The organism is Pseudomonas sp. GW458-11-26-14-LB4, from assembly GCF_059423925.1.
This window is the reverse complement of the sequence record NZ_JBWKYU010000009.1, coordinates 119,748-137,311: the sequence shown is the minus strand read 5'-3', so window position 1 is coordinate 137,311 and position 17,564 is coordinate 119,748. Positions and strand designations below refer to the sequence as shown.

The following is a 17,564-nucleotide window of genomic DNA, read 5'->3' as shown; positions in this document are numbered from 1 at the left end:
CCATTGACCCGTGAAATCGAACAATTACTGCGGCGCCCATGAAAATAAGGGACGGCCACCTGCGGTAACGATTCAGACGTTGCCTGACACAAAAGGCCGCGCATTATAACCAGCGTTCTGTCATTCGGGGGCGACGCAGTCTGTAGGCACAAGCCCCGGTTTTCTGGCAGTGAAGGAAAAATCTGCTAACAATGCACACGGTGCGTATAACGGCAGCTACGCCATAATGCGCGCCGAGCTAAAAGGAGCATCCAATGAGCAGCACTGCACAAACTGCTGAAGGCGAAAAAATTCTCATCGTTGACGACGATCCGGGGCTGAGCAGCCTGCTGGAACGCTTTTTCGTCAGCAAGGGCTACCGTGCCCGCGCCGTACCGAATACCGAGCAGATGGATCGTCTGCTGTCGCGTGAAGTGTTCAACCTGGTCGTCCTCGACCTGATGCTGCCGGGCGAAGACGGCCTGACCGCTTGCCGCCGCCTGCGGGGCGCGAACAATCAGATTCCGATCATCATGCTTACCGCCAAGGGCGACGAACTGAGCCGTATCAAGGGCCTGGAACTGGGCGCCGACGATTACCTGGCCAAGCCCTTCAACCCGGACGAGCTGATGGCTCGCGTCAAAGCCGTGCTGCGCCGTCAGGCCGCGCCGGTGCCGGGCGCGCCGGGCAGTGAAGAAGAAAACGTCACGTTCGGCGATTACGTGCTGTCCCTGGCTACCCGCGAACTCAAGCGCGGCGACGAAGTGCACATGCTCACCACCGGTGAGTTTGCGGTACTCAAGGCCCTGGTGATGAACGCTCGTCAGCCGCTGACCCGCGACAAGCTGATGAACCTGGCCCGTGGCCGTGAGTGGGATGCCCTTGAGCGTTCCATCGACGTGCAGATTTCCCGTCTGCGCCGGATGATCGAACCCGATCCGTCCAAGCCGCGCTACATCCAGACCGTCTGGGGTGTCGGCTACGTGTTCGTGCCGGATGGCAACTCCACCAAGTGATGGGTGATTTGTAGGAGCGGGTCTGCGGGAAATGGTCGGAAACGCCGTCAGCGCAGACTCGCAATCCGCAATATGCGAGCATTGCTCGCTCCTGCAAGTGTGTAGCGGTTATCCATGAAAACCCCCGTCTGGTTCCCCCAAAGTTTTTTCTCCCGCACCCTGTGGCTGGTGCTCATCGTCGTATTGTTTTCCAAGGCATTGACCCTGGTTTATCTGTTGATGAACGAGGACGTGCTGGTGGATCGCCAATACAGTCACGGCGTCGCCCTGACGTTGCGTGCCTACTGGGCCGCCGACGAAGAGAACCGCGCGAAAATCGCCGATGCCGCGACCCTGATCCGCGTGGTCGGTGCCGGTGTGCCGGAAGGCGAACAGCACTGGCCGTACAGCGAAATCTACCAGCGGCAGATGCAGGCGGAACTGGGTGCCGACACCGAAGTGCGCTTGCGCATGCACTCGCCGCCGGCCTTGTGGGTTCGCGCGCCGAGCCTGGGGGATGGCTGGCTGAAAGTCCCGCTGTATCCACACCCGTTGCGTGGCCAGAAAATCTGGAACGTGCTCGGCTGGTTCCTGGCGATCGGCCTGCTGTCCACGGCGTCTGCGTGGATTTTTGTCAGCCAGCTCAACCAGCCACTGAAGCGTCTGGTCTACGCTGCCCGGCAACTCGGCCAGGGCCGCAGCGTGCGCCTGCCTATCAGCGACACCCCCAGCGAAATGGCCGAGGTTTATCGCGCCTTCAACCAGATGGCCGAAGACGTCGAGCAGGCCGGTCGCGAGCGTGAGCTGATGCTGGCGGGGGTATCCCATGACCTGCGGACGCCGCTGACCCGTTTGCGGCTGTCACTGGAGTTGATGGGCGATCGCACCGACCTGACCGACGACATGGTGCGCGACATCGAAGACATGGACGCGATCCTCGACCAGTTCCTCGCCTTCATTCGTGATGGTCGGGACGAGTCGGTGGAGGAGGTGGATCTCAGCGATCTGGTGCGTGAAGTGGCGGCGCCCTATAACCAGACCGAAGAGAAAGTGCGCCTGCGCCTGGAACCGATTCAGCCGTTCCCGCTGCGTCGGGTGTCGATGAAGCGCTTGCTGAACAACCTGATCGGCAACGCGTTGAATCATGCCGGCGGCAGCGTGGACGTCGCGGCCTATGTGTCCGGTGACACCAGTGCGCCGTATGTGGTGCTGAGCGTGATGGACCGTGGGGCGGGGATCGATCCTTCCGAACTTGAGGCGATCTTCAACCCGTTCACCCGTGGCGATCGTGCCCGGGGCGGGAAGGGCACCGGGCTGGGCTTGGCGATCGTCAAGCGGATTGCGTCGATGCACGGCGGCAATGTCGAACTGCGCAACCGCTCCGGTGGCGGGCTGGAAGCACGGGTCCGGTTGCCGCTGGGATTGATGCTGCCAAGAGATGCCGTTTAACGGCAGTCTCAAGCTACAAGCTACAAGCTACAAGCTACAAGCTACAAGCTACAAGCTACAAGCTACAAGCTACAAGCTACAGCGGCTTTTACTCGCCACTTGCAGCTTGTAGCTCGCCGCTGTTTTTTATCCCTTGCCTTTTGTGCGGGTCATGTTCGGCCCGCCATTCTTCTCGAGATGCTCGATGATGATCCCCGCCACGTTCTTGCCCGTGGTGGTTTCGATCCCTTCCAGCCCCGGTGACGAGTTCACTTCCATCACCAGCGGCCCGTGGTTCGAGCGCAGGATATCCACACCCGCCACCGCCAGGCCCATGACCTTGGCCGCACGCAGCGCGGTCATGCGTTCTTCCGGGGTGATCTTGATCAGGCTGGCGCTGCCGCCCCGGTGCAGGTTGGAGCGGAACTCGCCGGGCTTGGCCTGACGCTTCATCGCCGCGATCACCTTGTCGCCGACCACGAAGCAGCGGATGTCGGCGCCGCCGGCCTCCTTGATGTATTCCTGCACCATGATGTTCTGCTTCAGGCCCATGAACGCCTCGATCACCGACTCCGCCGCCGTCGCGGTTTCACACAACACCACGCCGATCCCCTGGGTGCCTTCCAGCACCTTGATCACCAGCGGCGCACCGTTGACCATGTCGATCAGGTCGGGAATGTCGTCAGGCGAGTGGGCGAACCCGGTCACCGGTAAACCGATGCCCCGGCGCGACAGCAATTGCAGCGAGCGCAGCTTGTCCCGCGAGCGGGCGATGGCCACCGATTCGTTGAGCGGGAACACCCCCATCATTTCAAACTGGCGCAACACCGCACAGCCATAAAACGTCACCGACGCACCGATCCGCGGGATCACTGCGTCGAAACCCTCCAGCGGTTTGCCACGGTAGTGGATCTGAGGTTTGTGGCTGGCAATGTTCATATAGGCGCGCAAGGTGTCGATCACCACCATTTCATGCCCGCGTTCGGTTCCGGCTTCGACCAGACGGCGGGTGGAATACAGACGCGGGTTCCGCGACAGCACAGCGATCTTCATGCAACACCTGTGGAGGAGGTAGATACCGGGAACACCGGCTTGTCTTGTACATATTTGATGCCCGGATTGACCACCAGCTGGCCGTCGATCAGGGCTTTGGAACCGAGCAACAGGCGATAGCGCATGGACTTGCGGCAGGCGAGGGTGAACTCGATTGGCCAGACCCGGTCACCCAAGGCCAGGGTGGTGCTGATCACGTAGCGCACCTGGGCCTGACCGTTCGAACTCTTGATAGTCTTGCGTGCCACCAGCGGCGCTTCGCATCGCCGATGGCGTAACTGCACGACAGTGCCCAGGTGCGCGGTGAAGCGCACCCACTTCTCGCCGTCACGTTCGAACGGCTCGATGTCGGTGGCATGCAGGCTGGAGGTGCTGGCGCCGGTGTCGATTTTTGCCCGAAGGCCGGCGACTCCCAGATCCGGAAGCGCCACCCACTCGCGCAGACCGATAACGGTCAAATGGTCAAATGTCTTCAATGGAAAAAACCAACGATTAACGCGTCCACGCTTCAGGGGACACCTGGGCTAACGCTTTGAATGCGGGTCTGGCGAACCAGTAACCCTGCATCAGAAATATTCCGCAGTCCGCCAGGAAATCCCGTTCACCCGCACTCTCTATGCCTTCGGCGATGACTGTAACGTCCAACTCCGCACAGATTGTGACAATCCCCCGAACGATAGCCTGACGAACACGGTCACGGTCGATATCGCGGATCAGCGCCATATCGAGCTTGATCAGGTCCGGTTGGAAATCGGCCAGCAGATTGAGCCCCGAATAGCCGGCACCGAAATCGTCGATGGCCGTCTTGAAGCCGAATTCGCGGTATTCACGCAGAATATTGGTCAAATGGCGATAGTTATCTACGTGCTCGCTTTCCAGTGTTTCGAAAATCAGCCGGTCGATCGGGAAATTGTGTTTTCTGGCAGCCTCCAGGGTGCTGCGAATGCATAACTCTGGACGATAGACGGCGTTGGGCATGAAGTTGATCGACAAGTGTGTCTGCATATTAAGCCCGGCTGCGCCTTCGATGGCGCGAGTCCGGCAGAGCTGGTCGAAACGGTAGCGGTTATCTTCTGTAACCTGATCCAACACGGTTAAAGCGCCTTCACCAGCCGCACCACGAACCAGTGCCTCGTAGGCGTACACCGACTCGTCACGCAGATCCACGATGGGCTGATAAGCGAACGAAAAATCGAAGCCCAGCGGCTCGCTTTGCTGGCAGCCCAGGCACCCGGATTTGGGCGAGGTCAATGAAGACGGAAATTTGGTCACTCGATCACTCCATGCCGTTGAACCGGCGAAGATCACAGTTTATCTGGAGGGCCGGATTCTTGCGCCCGACAGAATCGGTAGTACAGTTCCGACTACTGGCTGAACGAGGAATTCATATGGCGCAAAAACAGGAAGAGGACGACAAGGTCCGTCTCGACAAGTGGCTGTGGGCCGCGCGTTTTTTCAAGACTCGCGCTTTGGCCAAGGCTGCCATCGAGAGCGGCAAGGTGCATTGTCGGGGAGAGCGCTGCAAGCCTGGCAAAGAGCCACGCATTGGCGATGAGTTCGAGATTCGCACGGGCTTCGATGAGAAGACCGTTGTGGTTCAGGCCCTGTCGATTGTGCGTCGCGGCGCACCTGAGGCGCAGACGCTGTATGCCGAGACCGAGGCGAGTATTGCCAAACGTGAAGCGGCTGCGGCGATGCGCAAGGCGGGCGCCCTGGGCGTGACCACCGACGGCAAACCGAGCAAGAAGCAGCGCCGGGATCTGTTTAAATTTCGTGGGAACAGTAGCGGCGAATAAAAAAACGCAGCCTGCCGGCCTGGGTTCAAGACCCGCCGGCGGCTGCGTTTTTTTCAGTAACCGTTGATTACTGCGCGGACACCACACTCATCCGCGAAACCATCGGCAGTTTGCCCAGCAGCCGGAAAACCGGCGCCGTGACCTTCAACCAGAAGTTCGCCGCGTGATAAGCAAACGGCGTGTAGTAACCCCAGCCCAGTGCCCACACCGCCAGCAGCATGCCGCCGATATAATCGTCCTGGCCCCAATGAGCACCGGCGACCAGACGCGGCAACATGAACAGCAGTGCCAGACCCCAGATCACCAGAAACTGACCAGCCGTACGGCTGAACACGCCCATGAACAGCGCCCAGATCAGCAGCACCGAAGCATGGTCACCGGGGAAACTCTGGCTAGAGCGATCCTTCAGTTCCCAGGTCTTCTCCAGATGCGGGAAGTAATCGCTGATATGCACGGCACCTTCGAGCACCATCGACGGGCTGCTGTGCTGCCAGCCCATGTGATCGGCGAACTTGGAAAACAGCGCGCGGATCACCACCATCAGCAGCAGGATCGAAAAAAATCCGAAAAAGGCGCGACGCACGTCAATCGCCCTGAACACCCAGTCGCCCTTGATAAGCAGCGCCAGCAGAATCAGGCCGACGACGATGTCGAACGGTCGCAGACTTGCAATTGCCCAGATGTGGAGCCATATGGGGTTGCTGGCCAGCGGTGCATTGAGTGAGCGGAACAGCCACTCGTCGAAAATCACACACAGCATCTGGCCCGTAGGCCATAACCAGAAAGCCAGTAGTGCCAATGGCACGATGTTGCACAGAACCAGCCGGCCGAGGTTCCACCTTGATTGGAACAAACCCGGATTGTTCATAAAATGCCTCCCGTGGCTGAACATCGGCATCAAAAAGGATGCCAGAAGCGCGGGATTTTCATTCTTTGTAACCATTTTGTCATCACATTCAGATACCCAGACCTATGACCGATTTCCTCGATACCGATTACACCCAACGCTTCATCTTCGATGACAGCGACACGCGCGGCGAACTGGTGTCGCTGGAGCGCAGCTATGCCGAAGTGCTCGCCAAGCACCCGTACCCGGAGCCGGTTGCGCAATTGCTGGGCGAACTGATGGCTGCCGCGTCGTTGCTGGTGGGCACCCTGAAATTCGATGGCCTGCTGATTCTTCAGGCCCGTTCCGAAGGCCCGATTCCGCTGCTGATGATCGAATGCTCCAGCGAGCGCGAAATCCGCGGCCTGGCGCGTTATCACGCCGAGCAGATTCCTGCCGACGCGACCCTCGGTGATCTAATGCCGAACGGTGTCCTGGCCTTGACCGTCGACCCGATCGCCGGCCAGCGTTACCAGGGCATCGTCGACCTCGACGGCGAAACCCTGTCCGACTGTTTCACCAACTATTTCGTCATGTCCCAACAGGTCGGCACTCGTTTCAAGCTGTGCGCCGATGGCCGTCGTGCCCGTGGTCTGCTGCTGCAGCAACTGCCGGCCGATCGCCTGAAAGACGAAGAAGAGCGCGCCGCCAGCTGGCAGCACATCACCGCGCTGGGCAACACCCTGACCGCTGATGAACTGTTGAGCCTGGACAACGAAACGGTTCTGCATCGCCTCTACCATGAAGAGCAGGTTCGTCTGTTCGATGTGCAGACACTGCGCTTCCACTGCAGCTGCTCCCGCGAGCGTTCGGGCAATGCACTGGTCAGCCTGGGGCTGGAAGATGCGCAGGCGCTGGTGGCCGAGCAAGGTGGAAAAGTCGAGATCGATTGCCAGTTCTGCAACCAGCGCTACCTGTTCGATGCGGCAGATATCGCTCAATTGTTCGCTGGAGCGGGCGTCGAGACGCCGTCAGATACCCGGCACTAAAACGGTTCAGCGCAGGTAAATTCACTGCTCAACGACGGAATTACGCCGTTACGACGGGAGGGCCCTACTCTTTTTGGGCTTTTCTGGCATAATCCGGCCCACTTTTTTCGCGGTAGTAGTGCACGACTTTCTACTACAAAACGTTTGGAGCACACTCGGCCACTGGCCGACGGGGAACCTCATGACGCAAGCCAATAACGCCGTGTACACCGATCTGAGTGTTGATGATCTGGTAAAAGAAGCCCTGAACCGCGGTGAAGGCGAGCTTGCCGATACCGGCGCTCTGGTTGTTCGCACCGGTCACCGCACCGGCCGTTCGCCAGTCGACCGTTTCATCGTTGAAGAGCCTTCCACCCAGGCTGCCATTGCCTGGGGCCCGATCAACCGCAAGTTCCCGGCCGACAAGTTCGACGCGCTGTGGGCTCGTGTTGAAGCATTCAACAACGCGCAAGAGCATTTCGTTTCCCACGTGCATGTAGGCGCGGCCGAAGATCACTACCTGGCCGTGAAGATGACCACCCAGACTGCCTGGCAGAACCTGTTCGGTCGTTGCCTGTTCATCAACCCGGCCCAGTACAACCCGGCCGGTCGCGAAGAGTGGCAAGTGCTGAACGTCGCCAACTTCGAGTGCGTGCCTGAGCGTGACGGCACCAACTCCGACGGTTGCGTGATCATCAACTTCGCCCAGAAGAAAGTGCTGATCGCCGGCATGCGTTACGCCGGTGAAATGAAGAAAGCCATGTTCTCCGTGCAGAACTTCCTGCTGCCGGCCGCTGACGTGCTGCCAATGCACTGCGCTGCCAACATCGGCGAAGAAGGCGACGTGACCCTGTTCTTCGGTCTGTCGGGCACCGGCAAGACGACCCTGTCCGCCGACGAAAGCCGTTACCTGATCGGTGACGACGAGCACGGCTGGGGCGAAGGCGTTGTCTTCAACATCGAAGGCGGTTGCTACGCCAAGTGCATCGACTTGTCCGAGAAGAACGAGCCGGTCATCTGGAAAGCCATCAAGCACGGCGCGGTACTGGAAAACGTCGTGATCGACGACGCCAAGCACGCCGACTACGCCGATGTCAGCCTGACCCAGAACAGCCGCGCGGCCTACCCGCTGGAGCACGTTGCCAAGCGTTCCGAGAAGAACCTGGGCGGCGAGCCAAACGCTGTGATCTTCCTGACCTGCGACCTGACCGGCGTCCTGCCGCCAGTGTCGATCCTCAACGAAGAACAAGCGGCCTACCACTTCCTGTCCGGCTACACCGCACTGGTGGGCTCGACTGAAATGGGTTCGGGCAGCGGCATCAAGTCGACCTTCTCCACCTGCTTCGGCGCACCGTTCTTCCCGCGTCCGGCCGGCGAATACGCTGAACTGCTGATCAAGCGCATCCGCGGCTTCGGCTCCAAGGTCTACCTGGTCAACACCGGCTGGACCGGCGGTGGCTACGGCGTCGGCAAACGCTTCAACATCCCGACCACTCGTGCAGTGATCGCAGCGATCCAGAGCGGCGCGCTGATCGGTGCAGCCACCGAGCACCTGGACACCATCAACCTGGACGTGCCACTGGCCGTACCGGGCGTCGAAACCAACCTGCTCAACCCACGCAACACCTGGGCTGACAAGGCTGCGTACGACGAAGCTGCCAAAGCACTGGCCGGTCTGTTCATCGAGAACTTCAAGAAGTTCGAAGTGAGCGACGCGATCAAGGCTGCCGGGCCTAAGTTGTAAGACTAAGTTCTGGTGAATGAAAAAGCCGCCCCTTGAGGGCGGCTTTTTTGTGGGTGACGGGTTGGATTTCATTGTCAGATCAACTGCCATTATTCCCGCACAATCCGCGTTAAACAGCCAGAATAATGCTACTTAAGGAGCCGCGAATCCCCTGAGCATTTTCTCTCCAGCCATCATGGCCATTGCCGTCTGGTATGCAGCACTCGTAGTACTTCCACAACATCAACTTTGATTGCGTAGATGATGACGTAGTTTGGAGTGACGACGATTTCGCGGGTACCTTCCGCGATACCTTTTCGGTACAGGGCTGGGTGCTGGCGAGCGCTTTCTCCTTTCAGTTCGAAGGCCTCATCGAGTTCAATCGCTGCAACGGGATTTTCCTGGCTGATACGCTCCATGATGTTGTCTCGGTCATCCAGCGCTTCTTGGCGCCAGACCAACCTCATCAACGTGCTCGCTGACGAAGGGCATCCCGTTTGGCGGCAAATATCCTGCGAGCGTCTTCATCGCTGACGCTGGGTCTTGGGTCATCAATGCTGATTTGTACCTGTTGCTTGACCCATTCTTCATACGCAGCTGCTTCATGAGCTTGTTTCATCGCTTCGGCGCGATCAGGGCGAGCATAGGTTTTTATCTGTAGGGGGTCGTAACTGGAGGCGTCCACATCGAAGTGATTGATGCCCACTCCTTGCAGGTAGGTCACCAGTGTTTCAAGCCGCTTGAACAGACGTACTTGGCCACTACGTTGTGCGGTCAATGAGTATTCTTTGCTTCCTTGCTGAATCTGAATCGACCAGCCACCGGGTTTGGCGACGATATGTGCGCTACTGATCGAACCGTTCTCAAACAGCCGCGTGAGAGTGCTGTGATCAATGGTTTCAGTGGTCATGAAGGCAAGCCCTTGGTTGAACAATGGCTCCCATCGTACGCAATCAATAATAGTTTGCAAAATTCTGATCCTTAAGTTTCGCGCCGGAGATGTTAGCGTCAGTGTTCGAGATAGGGGCAGACAGTTCTAGCTGTGAACACGCCTGCCGAGGAATTCGTCAGGCCGGCGCTTTCCAGTTGAGCATTCGTTGCTGGGCGACCTGGAGCAGGTCATAGCCGTCTTTGGTGAGAAGGTAGAGCGCGTGCGTGATGTGCGGGATGTCTTCTACGTCGGCGTGTTTGAAGCAGAGGCAGTAGAGGGTTTGCAGCAGGTCGCTTGAGGCGCGCAGGCGCTGGACGGCGCATTCGAGGATGTCTTGCGGGTTGGCTTCGGTGTCGATGACGAGGGGCTTGGTGTCGGTGAGGTTGGAGTCGAGTGGGCGGTAGCGATCGGAGTGGAGCTCGTTCCATGATTTCATTTTTTAGATCCTCAATTGCTTCGAATGAAGCCACCACATCGTGACCAAGCGACTGGAGGCGACTGTGTTCGGGTTGGTCAACCGGTGAGGATCATGCACATACCCGGCACGCTCGAAAGCGTCCCAAACACAGCCACCATAACGCTGCTGGCAATTGAGTGCCGGCAGCATACAGCGGACGCGAATGCATGATCCATTCGGGTGACCAAGCCCGAGTCGCTGAATTGGCAGCGACAGTCACAACTATAGGTTTCAGCCCACTGGCGCCGATAGAAGACAAGGCGCCGCTGCGTGTAGGAACGGGATGCAGATTCCGGCAGGCCGTTCCTACAGATCAATCACGGTTTTCAACGAATCGCCCGATACCCCTCAACATCCAGCACACTCGTGGTCAGCCCGGTCGCCGGGCTGTAGATCGTGCCTTTCACCGTGGAAAACGTAACGCCTTTGCTCCCCAGCGAAACGTACCGTTCGCCCTGATCCAGCTCGGTGAACCAGGTGTAGGAACACTTTTCCATGGCCTTGTATTTCGCTGCCGCGTTGACGATGGTGGCGGCATGGTTGCGCAGGTCGGCGTCGGTGAGGTTTAGGTTTTTGTCGAGGGCGGTGCCCCAGCGTTTCAGGCAGACCTCGGCAAAGTGGCGGACGATGAGGCCGGGTTCGGCCAGCACTTTTGGGCCACTGTTGCCGTCGGCGGAGGCGTTGCCGACCAGGGTGGCGTGACGGCCGGGCATGGGGAAGATGCTGGTCTTGGTGCCGGTCGCGGTTTGCGGGATGACGCAACTGAAGCCCTTGGAGCGCTCATCCCGCGCATAGAAACCCACATATTCTTTTACGTTGCTGTTGAGCTTTACCCGTTGGTCCTGAAAGTTGCCAATACCTGGTACCGGGTCGATGGCAAAGATATTCACTGGAATGTTTTTCAGTGCACTGTCGTTGAACATGGCATTGGCCAGCATATGGCAACTGATACCGCCGCGGCTCCAGCCCACCAGATTGACTTTTGTTGGAATAACACCGTCCTTGCGAAAGGTTTTAATAATCTGTTCCTGTAACTTCTGTTGCGTGACGCTGCGATCGCCATAGTTATATTTGCGCCACAGCCAGGAACCTTCGACTTTTACATCTTCAATCGGAATGCCGGCGGCTTTTAGGCGGTTGTATTCCGCCTCTGTCAGTTTTTCGCGCTGCCAGTCGCACTTGCCTTTGATGATGTTCATCGCGTGCAGGACGTTTTCCTCCCAACCCTTGCCGAACAAGGTCCCGCTGAGGCCGTAGTCCTTGGATTGGGTGAACAGTTCATCAGCTTGCAGGTTGCTGGTGCCGGGGCCATCGACCACGATCCATTCGGCGAACTCGCGACCGACGTGATGAGAGGCAAGTGTGGAGACCAATTCACCGTCCCAATAGTTTTCGTGGGCGTTATCAAACTTTGTCGAACCTGTACCGCAAAAGAAAATAGTCAGCGTAGTCATGTTGTTGCTCTTGGTTGATGTAAGAGCAAACAGGCTAGTTCCGATCTTTGTTGTAATGGAAGTGATGGGTTGTTGCGAGCTTTGTAAGTTGGTCAGCTGGCTTTAACTATTTATTCGTTGTCTGGCAACTTCCAGCAAGTCACAGCCGTCCTGCGTCAACAAATAAAGCGCATTGACGATGTTGGGGATGTCTTTCACGTCGGCTTGTTTGAAACACAAACAGTAAAGAGTTTCCAGCAGATCACTGGCGGCACGCAGGCGTTGATCGGCGGCATTGAGCAAATCACCCGGTGATGCTGCGGTGTCGATGACCATTACCGGGTTGTCGCCGTCGCAGGTCTTGAGAGGGCGAAAACGAGTATTCAGCGGTGTGAACATGTTCATGATTGAGGTGTGTCCTTTACGAAGTCGCTTCGGCGGGCCGACACAGTGTTTTCAGTCGCGCCGGCCACTATAGAAGGGCGTCGTCGAGTGGGACAAGACAGCCACAATGGACAGAATTCGTAGGGGTTTTTCCGGGGTTCGGGCATTTGCCCTACGCGTTTTTGCGGCTTTTTCACAGCCAAACCCTGATGGGCGAAATTTCCTACGTGTTTGTCGGGCGATTCCCGTTAAACATCTGTATGGTGCGCGCCAGAATCCGTGGGGCGTTTCCAGACGTCCGACACAGACTTAAAGGGAATTGGGTATGCAGTGGCTAAGAATGGCCTCGATCGTTTTGCTATGGGCCAGTGGTTGTCGTTTGGCGTTGGCCTCCGAGGCGGGCAATGGACTGTTGCTCACGCAAGTGGAGCGCACCGAATGGCCGGACGCACTCACGACCCAGGCCAGCATCGACATGGCGTCCCGCGCCGAAGTGCTGATGTTCGGCAAGGCACTGCTGGCCAGCGAAGGCCTGGATGAGTCCGGGCTGAAACAACGTCTGGGCGTGCCGCATGTGCAGCTCAAGTCGATCCGCCAGGTGCGTGACGGCCTATGGGATCGTTTGCTCACCACCTATCGCAACGCCAGCCAGAACTGCGACGAGCAAGCGTTCTGTCCTCGGGTGCGCAGTGTCGCCGACCTGCGTCAGTTGGCGGCGGCATTCACCGGTGATATCAGCCCGGCCCATGCACTGTGGGCCAGCAAAAGCCAGGGCGTGCACGAGCAACTATTGAACGAGCAATTGCGAGTGGCGGTGTTGCAGCCGTAGTCCCGCCGTCACAGTCCCGCCGTCACGACGTTGGCCAAAGGCTGGAGGTCGTCGGGTATCATCCCGTATCGATTTGACCCCGACCTTTTCTCGACGCGCTGCGATCGCCCGCTAGGCTGTTGGCATCACAGCGGTCAACGGAGTGACAGCGAATGCACAACACCCTGGAACAGGTTTTCGGTTATCCACAGTTTCGACTCGGCCAGGAGACCGCAATCAGCGCCGTACTCGCCGGGCGCTCGGCGGCGGCGATCTTCCCCACCGGCTCCGGCAAGTCCCTTTGTTACCAGGTGCCGGCGCTCTTGTTGCCACACCTGACGCTGGTGGTCTCGCCGCTGCTGGCGCTGATGCAGGATCAGCTGGAGTTTTTGCGACGACACGGGATTTCGGCAGGCAGCATCGATTCGGCGCAGAGCCGCGAAGATGCCAATGATGTGATGGCACGTGCCCGTTCCGGCGAACTGAAGATCCTGATGATTTCCGTGGAGCGCTTGAAGAACGAGCGCTTTCGCAATTTTTTGCAGCAGGTGCCGATCTCGCTGCTGGTGGTGGATGAGGCGCACTGCATTTCCGAATGGGGCCACAACTTCCGTCCCGACTACCTCAAGCTGCCGGACTACCAGCGCCAGTTCAACATCCCGCAGACCCTGTTGCTGACCGCCACGGCGACACCGAAAGTCATCGCCGATATGCAGGCGAAATTCGCCATCGCGGCAGAAGATGTGGTGACCACCGGTTTCTATCGGCCCAACCTCAATCTGCTGGTCGAGCCGGTACGTGGGCAGGACAAGCGTCGACGGCTGGTGGAGTGGATGAGCGAGCGCGCGGGCCAGCCGAGCATCGTCTACGTCACCCTGCAGAAAACCGCCGAGCAGATTGCCGAACATCTTGAGCGCAATGGCATTCAGGCCGAGGCTTATCACGCCGGTTTGCCCCATGAACAACGGGACGGGATCCAGAAGCGCTTCATGGGCGGGCAGTCCAATTGCATCGTCGCCACCATTGCGTTCGGCATGGGCATCGACAAGAGCGACATCCGCAACGTGGTGCATTTCGACCTGCCCAAATCCATCGAAAACTACAGCCAGGAAATCGGTCGCGCCGGACGTGACGGGCAGCCGTCCGACTGCCTGGTGCTGGCCAACCGCGACAGCCTCAACGTGCTGGAAAACTTCGTGTATGGAGACACGCCGGAGCAAGATGGCATTCGTCACGTGCTCGACGAGTTGCAGGCCGCCGCGCCCGAAGGCCAATGGGAGTTTCTGCTCGGGCCGTTGGCGGACCAGAGCAACATTCGTTCGTTGCCTCTGAAGACGTTGCTGGTGCAGCTTGAGCTGCGAGGACTGATTGCCCCGCGCTACGCGTACTACGCCGAATACCGATTCAAATACTTGCTGGAGCCCGAGGCGTTGCTTGAGCGTTTCGAGGGCGAGCGAAAGGATTTCGTCGCCGCGATCATCCAGACCTCAAGCCGCGCGCGCACCTGGGCCACGGTGAATTTCGAGGCGATGTACGAGCAGTATTCCGCCGAGCGCAATCGGGTGGTGAAGGCGCTGGATTACTTTCAGGAAAAGGGCTGGGTCGAGCTTGAGAGCAAGCAGATGACCGAGGTCTACAACGTCCTGCGCGGCGATTTCGACAGCCAGGCCCTGAGCGCTGAACTGCATGACTATTTCACCCGTCATGAGCAAACCGAAGTGGCGCGAATCCACGCCATGCTCGAGCTGTTCGCCACCGAGCGATGCCTCGGATATCGGCTGGCCGAATATTTTGGCGATCACAATGCGCCGCAGCGGTGCGGACATTGCTCGGTGTGTCACGGACAAGTCGCCCGGCTGCCGGCCCCTCCGGAACTGCCGGCGCTTGTGGATAAAAATTTTGCGGCGTTGTGTGGCGATTTTATCCACAGGCATCAGCAGCACGCCGGCAGTGCTCCGTCGGCGGAGCGGCTGACCCTGTTCCTGTGTGGAATCAGCGTGCCGTTGTTTACCAGGCTCAAGGCGCGGGCCATTCCAGGGTTTGCGGCGCTGGAGGAATATCCCTACGCCGAGGTTCGGGCCTGGGCTCAGGCGCATCTTTGAGGTCTCGAATCCATCTGCTGAATGTCGATCATCACGGCAATGAACTTCAAAAATGCCCGGTGGCTGACTATGGTGATGGCTGTCTTCGGATCGCCAACAAGAGAACAACATGAGCCAGACATCCTTCGCTATTCAGCAGGCCGCCGTGATCGGCGCCGGCACCATGGGCCGCGGCATCGTCATGTGCCTGGCCAACGCCGGCGTGTCAGTGCAGTGGGTCGATAACAATCCACAGATGCTTGAGCAGGCGCTGTCCACCGTGGCCGATACCTACGCGCACAACGTGCGACAGGGACGGATCGACCAGGCCGAGGCCGATGCGCGGATTGCCCGTATCAGTGCGGCGCCAGACTATGTGGCGATCCGCAATGTCGACCTGGTGATCGAAGCGGTGTACGAGAATCTTGAGCTCAAGCAGAAGATCTTCCGCGAGCTCGATGGCGTGCTGAAGCCCGAAGCGCTGCTGGCGAGCAATACCTCGGCGCTGGACATCGACGCCATTGCCGCCGCGACACGGCGTCCGACTCAAGTGCTGGGCCTGCATTTCTTCAGCCCGGCGCACATCATGAAGTTGCTGGAAATAGTCCGTGGCGCGCAGACATCACCGGCTGTGCTTGAGGCTGCGCTTGAGCTGGGCAAGCGCATGGGCAAGGTCAGTGTGGTGTCGGGTAACTGCCACGGTTTTATCGGCAACCGCATGCTCCATCCGTATGTGCTCGAAGCGCGCAAGATGTTGCTCGAAGGGGCGTATCCGCATCAGGTCGATGCGGCGTTGCAGAGTTTCGGTTTCGCCATGGGGCCGTTTCGCATGTACGACGTGGTCGGCATCGATCTCGAGTGGCGTGCCCGCGAGCTCGCCGGCAAGGGGCAGGACGCGCCCGAGGTTCAGGTGGATAACCGCTTGTGCGAACAGGGTCGCTTCGGTCAGAAGGCCGGCAACGGTTATTACCACTACGAGCCGGGCAGTCGTCAGGCCGAGCATGATCCTGAGGTCGATGCGCTGGTGTTGAGCGTCAGCGAAGGCTTGGGATTTCATCGGCGGGATATCGGCTCGGAGGAGATCCTTGAGCGGTGCCTGCTGGCGTTGGTCAATGAGGGCGCGAAGATCCTGCAGGAAGGGATTGCCGAGTCGGCGCATGACATCGATCAGGTTTATCTGAATGGCTACGGCTTCCCGGCGGAGCGGGGCGGGCCGATGGCCTGGGCGGATGATCAGGGTCTGGCCGACATTCACAAGCGATTGCTGGCGCTGGAGACCCGGCAGGGCGATCACTGGCGTCCGGCGCCATTGATCGGCGAGCTGGCGGCGCGAGGCAAAGGTTTTTACCTTTAGACTGGGCAGATCACTCCAGGAATCGACACTGATGTCCAACCCTATGCCGCAACGCAGCGATTACCCGCACTTCCAGCCGATCACCACGCGCTGGCATGACAACGACGCCTACGGCCACGTCAACAACGTCACCTATTACAGCTTCTTCGACACGGCGGTGAACACGTACCTGATTCAGGTCGGAGGGCTGGATATCCATGACGGCGAGGTGGTGGGATTTGTGGTGAGTTCGTCCTGCGACTACTTCGCGTCGATCGCTTTTCCGGATCGAATCGAGATTGGTCTGCGGGTCGGCAAGCTGGGCAACAGTTCGGTGCAATACGAACTGGCGGTGTTCAAGGAAGGAGAGGTGGAAGCCTGTGCCGCCGGACGTTTCGTGCATGTATTCGTCGACCGGGCGTCCAATCAGCCGGTGTCGATTCCGGCCCGATTGCGCGAAGCGCTGGAACGCCTGACGGTGTGACGGACAAAAAAAATCGCAGCCCGGGGGAGCTGCGATCTGGGGGTATCAGCTAACGAGGCCAGGCCTCAGTCGCGATAGTAGCGGTGGTGCTTGCGATGGCCATAGGCATGGCCACGACCTGGGTGACGGTCACGGTAGTAGCGACGATCATCATGGCGACGATCGTAATGACGATCATCGTCATCGCTCTTGTTGCCCATGTAGTTGCCCAGCGCGCCACCCGCGCCGCCGCCGGCTGCTGCGCCGATCAGGCTGCCGGTGGTGCCGCCCATGCTGCGGCCGACCACGTTGCCGCCGGCTGCGCCCAGCGCACCGCCGATGGCTGCTTCGCCACGGCTGCGCTTGTCGGCGCCCACCGCACTACCACCCGCGCCGCCCAGGGCTGCGCCAATGGTTGAACCTGTACTGCCGCCTAGCGATTGACCGACGACCGAGCCAAGAACCCCGCCCAATGCGCCGCCCACACCTGCTTCGGTGGTGCCTCCGGCAGAAGCGAAGCCACTGACCAGGCCAAGGGACAACAAGAGAATCGAGGAGAACTTCATAGAGGAGCCTCAAAGGGATGACGGCGCGATCCTGAGGCTCTGGAATGGGCGTGACAATCAAAATCCGACGAATAGCACGACCTGTATACAATTCTGCAAGTTGCTGATTTTTGGGCGGAACTTAACCGATTTTCGCCGGTCTTTAGCTACTTCGGACAGGCCGCTTTGATCACAAAGCGGCCTTTTTTGTGGGCGTTTGAAAAGTGTCTGCGAGATCTATCGAGTCTGACTTTCGGACGCGGAGCGTCCACGGCTGCGGGCCCCCGCCGAGCGGGGGGGG

General features: G+C 59.0%; 19 protein-coding genes. 9 read left to right on the top strand and 10 right to left on the bottom strand.

Annotation, left to right across the window (positions count from 1 at the left end):
- The first annotated feature begins 254 nt into the window (after positions 1-254).
- Positions 255-995 carry an osmolarity response regulator transcription factor OmpR gene (gene ompR, locus AC07XZ_RS14285; RefSeq protein ID WP_007952694.1) on the top strand — a complete coding sequence of 247 codons (741 nt, stop codon included), beginning with the start codon at positions 255-257 and terminating at the stop codon, positions 993-995.
- 114 nt (positions 996-1,109) lie between these two features.
- Entirely contained in the window at positions 1,110-2,423 is a 1,314-nt protein-coding gene (locus tag AC07XZ_RS14280) for an ATP-binding protein (protein ID WP_007952691.1), read from the top strand.
- A 126-nt stretch (positions 2,424-2,549) separates the two neighbouring features.
- On the opposite strand, the gene rimK is transcribed toward AC07XZ_RS14280, so the two are convergent.
- From rimK to rimA, 3 genes are read right to left on the bottom strand one after another with little or no spacing between them, the layout of a single operon-like run.
- Positions 2,550-3,455, bottom strand: a complete 906-nt coding sequence (gene rimK, locus AC07XZ_RS14275) for a 30S ribosomal protein S6--L-glutamate ligase (protein ID WP_007949201.1) — start codon at positions 3,453-3,455, stop codon at positions 2,550-2,552.
- Positions 3,452-3,931: a retropepsin-like aspartic endopeptidase RimB gene (gene rimB / locus AC07XZ_RS14270; protein ID WP_011331964.1), complete on the bottom strand. Its 480-nt coding sequence runs from the start codon at positions 3,929-3,931 to the stop codon at positions 3,452-3,454. The genes rimK and rimB overlap by 4 nt, the downstream gene beginning before the upstream one ends.
- A 16-nt stretch (positions 3,932-3,947) precedes the next feature.
- Positions 3,948-4,727 carry a S6 modification regulatory phosphodiesterase RimA gene (rimA, locus tag AC07XZ_RS14265; protein WP_102687499.1) on the bottom strand — a complete coding sequence of 260 codons (780 nt, stop codon included), beginning with the start codon at positions 4,725-4,727 and terminating at the stop codon, positions 3,948-3,950.
- A gap of 116 nt (positions 4,728-4,843) precedes the next feature.
- On the opposite strand from rimA, the gene AC07XZ_RS14260 reads away from it, so the two are divergent.
- Positions 4,844-5,251, top strand: coding sequence for an RNA-binding S4 domain-containing protein (locus AC07XZ_RS14260; protein ID WP_007952687.1), 408 nt, complete (start codon positions 4,844-4,846; stop codon positions 5,249-5,251).
- Between the two features lie 67 nt (positions 5,252-5,318).
- Here the strand turns inward: AC07XZ_RS14260 and AC07XZ_RS14255 are convergent, their stop codons facing one another.
- On the bottom strand, positions 5,319-6,119 hold the full coding sequence (locus AC07XZ_RS14255) for a phosphatase PAP2 family protein (RefSeq protein ID WP_102687500.1): 801 nt from the start codon (positions 6,117-6,119) through the stop codon (positions 5,319-5,321).
- A 104-nt stretch (positions 6,120-6,223) separates the two neighbouring features.
- On the opposite strand from AC07XZ_RS14255, the gene hslO reads away from it, so the two are divergent.
- Both hslO and AC07XZ_RS14245 read left to right on the top strand, forming a co-directional pair.
- Positions 6,224-7,126 carry an Hsp33 family molecular chaperone HslO gene (gene hslO, locus AC07XZ_RS14250; protein ID WP_102687501.1) on the top strand — a complete coding sequence of 301 codons (903 nt, stop codon included), beginning with the start codon at positions 6,224-6,226 and terminating at the stop codon, positions 7,124-7,126.
- Between the two features lie 181 nt (positions 7,127-7,307).
- Entirely contained in the window at positions 7,308-8,849 is a 1,542-nt protein-coding gene (locus tag AC07XZ_RS14245; RefSeq protein WP_007952682.1) for a phosphoenolpyruvate carboxykinase, read from the top strand.
- A gap of 173 nt (positions 8,850-9,022) precedes the next feature.
- Here AC07XZ_RS14245 and AC07XZ_RS14240 read toward each other — a convergent pair whose 3' ends face one another.
- The 5 genes from AC07XZ_RS14240 to AC07XZ_RS14220 all read right to left on the bottom strand — a co-directional run bounded on the left by AC07XZ_RS14240 (position 9,023) and on the right by AC07XZ_RS14220 (position 12,054).
- Entirely contained in the window at positions 9,023-9,295 is a 273-nt protein-coding gene (locus AC07XZ_RS14240; protein ID WP_085608617.1) for a type II toxin-antitoxin system RelE/ParE family toxin, read from the bottom strand.
- Positions 9,295-9,798: a hypothetical protein gene (locus tag AC07XZ_RS14235; RefSeq protein ID WP_347359961.1), complete on the bottom strand. Its 504-nt coding sequence runs from the start codon at positions 9,796-9,798 to the stop codon at positions 9,295-9,297. The genes AC07XZ_RS14240 and AC07XZ_RS14235 overlap by 1 nt, the downstream gene beginning before the upstream one ends.
- A gap of 97 nt (positions 9,799-9,895) precedes the next feature.
- On the bottom strand, positions 9,896-10,195 hold the full coding sequence (locus AC07XZ_RS14230; RefSeq protein WP_007952679.1) for a hypothetical protein: 300 nt from the start codon (positions 10,193-10,195) through the stop codon (positions 9,896-9,898).
- 347 nt (positions 10,196-10,542) lie between these two features.
- Positions 10,543-11,670, bottom strand: coding sequence for a hypothetical protein (locus AC07XZ_RS14225; RefSeq protein ID WP_102687502.1), 1,128 nt, complete (start codon positions 11,668-11,670; stop codon positions 10,543-10,545).
- Between the two features lie 102 nt (positions 11,671-11,772).
- On the bottom strand, positions 11,773-12,054 hold the full coding sequence (locus AC07XZ_RS14220; RefSeq protein WP_085746344.1) for a hypothetical protein: 282 nt from the start codon (positions 12,052-12,054) through the stop codon (positions 11,773-11,775).
- Positions 12,055-12,358: 304 nt separating this feature from the next.
- On the opposite strand from AC07XZ_RS14220, the gene AC07XZ_RS14215 reads away from it, so the two are divergent.
- From AC07XZ_RS14215 to AC07XZ_RS14200, 4 genes are all read left to right on the top strand, one after another.
- A complete protein-coding gene (locus AC07XZ_RS14215; protein ID WP_102687503.1) occupies positions 12,359-12,862 on the top strand; it encodes a polysaccharide deacetylase in 504 nt (167 codons plus the stop codon).
- Positions 12,863-13,014: 152 nt separating this feature from the next.
- On the top strand, positions 13,015-14,943 hold the full coding sequence (locus AC07XZ_RS14210) for a RecQ family ATP-dependent DNA helicase (RefSeq protein WP_102687504.1): 1,929 nt from the start codon (positions 13,015-13,017) through the stop codon (positions 14,941-14,943).
- Between the two features lie 109 nt (positions 14,944-15,052).
- A complete protein-coding gene (locus AC07XZ_RS14205; RefSeq protein WP_102687505.1) occupies positions 15,053-16,276 on the top strand; it encodes a 3-hydroxyacyl-CoA dehydrogenase in 1,224 nt (407 codons plus the stop codon).
- A gap of 31 nt (positions 16,277-16,307) precedes the next feature.
- Positions 16,308-16,739, top strand: a complete 432-nt coding sequence (locus tag AC07XZ_RS14200) for an acyl-CoA thioesterase (protein ID WP_102687506.1) — start codon at positions 16,308-16,310, stop codon at positions 16,737-16,739.
- Between the two features lie 65 nt (positions 16,740-16,804).
- Here AC07XZ_RS14200 and AC07XZ_RS14195 read toward each other — a convergent pair whose 3' ends face one another.
- Positions 16,805-17,284, bottom strand: a complete 480-nt coding sequence (locus AC07XZ_RS14195; RefSeq protein WP_011331978.1) for a glycine zipper domain-containing protein — start codon at positions 17,282-17,284, stop codon at positions 16,805-16,807.
- Positions 17,285-17,564: the final 280 nt, after the last annotated feature.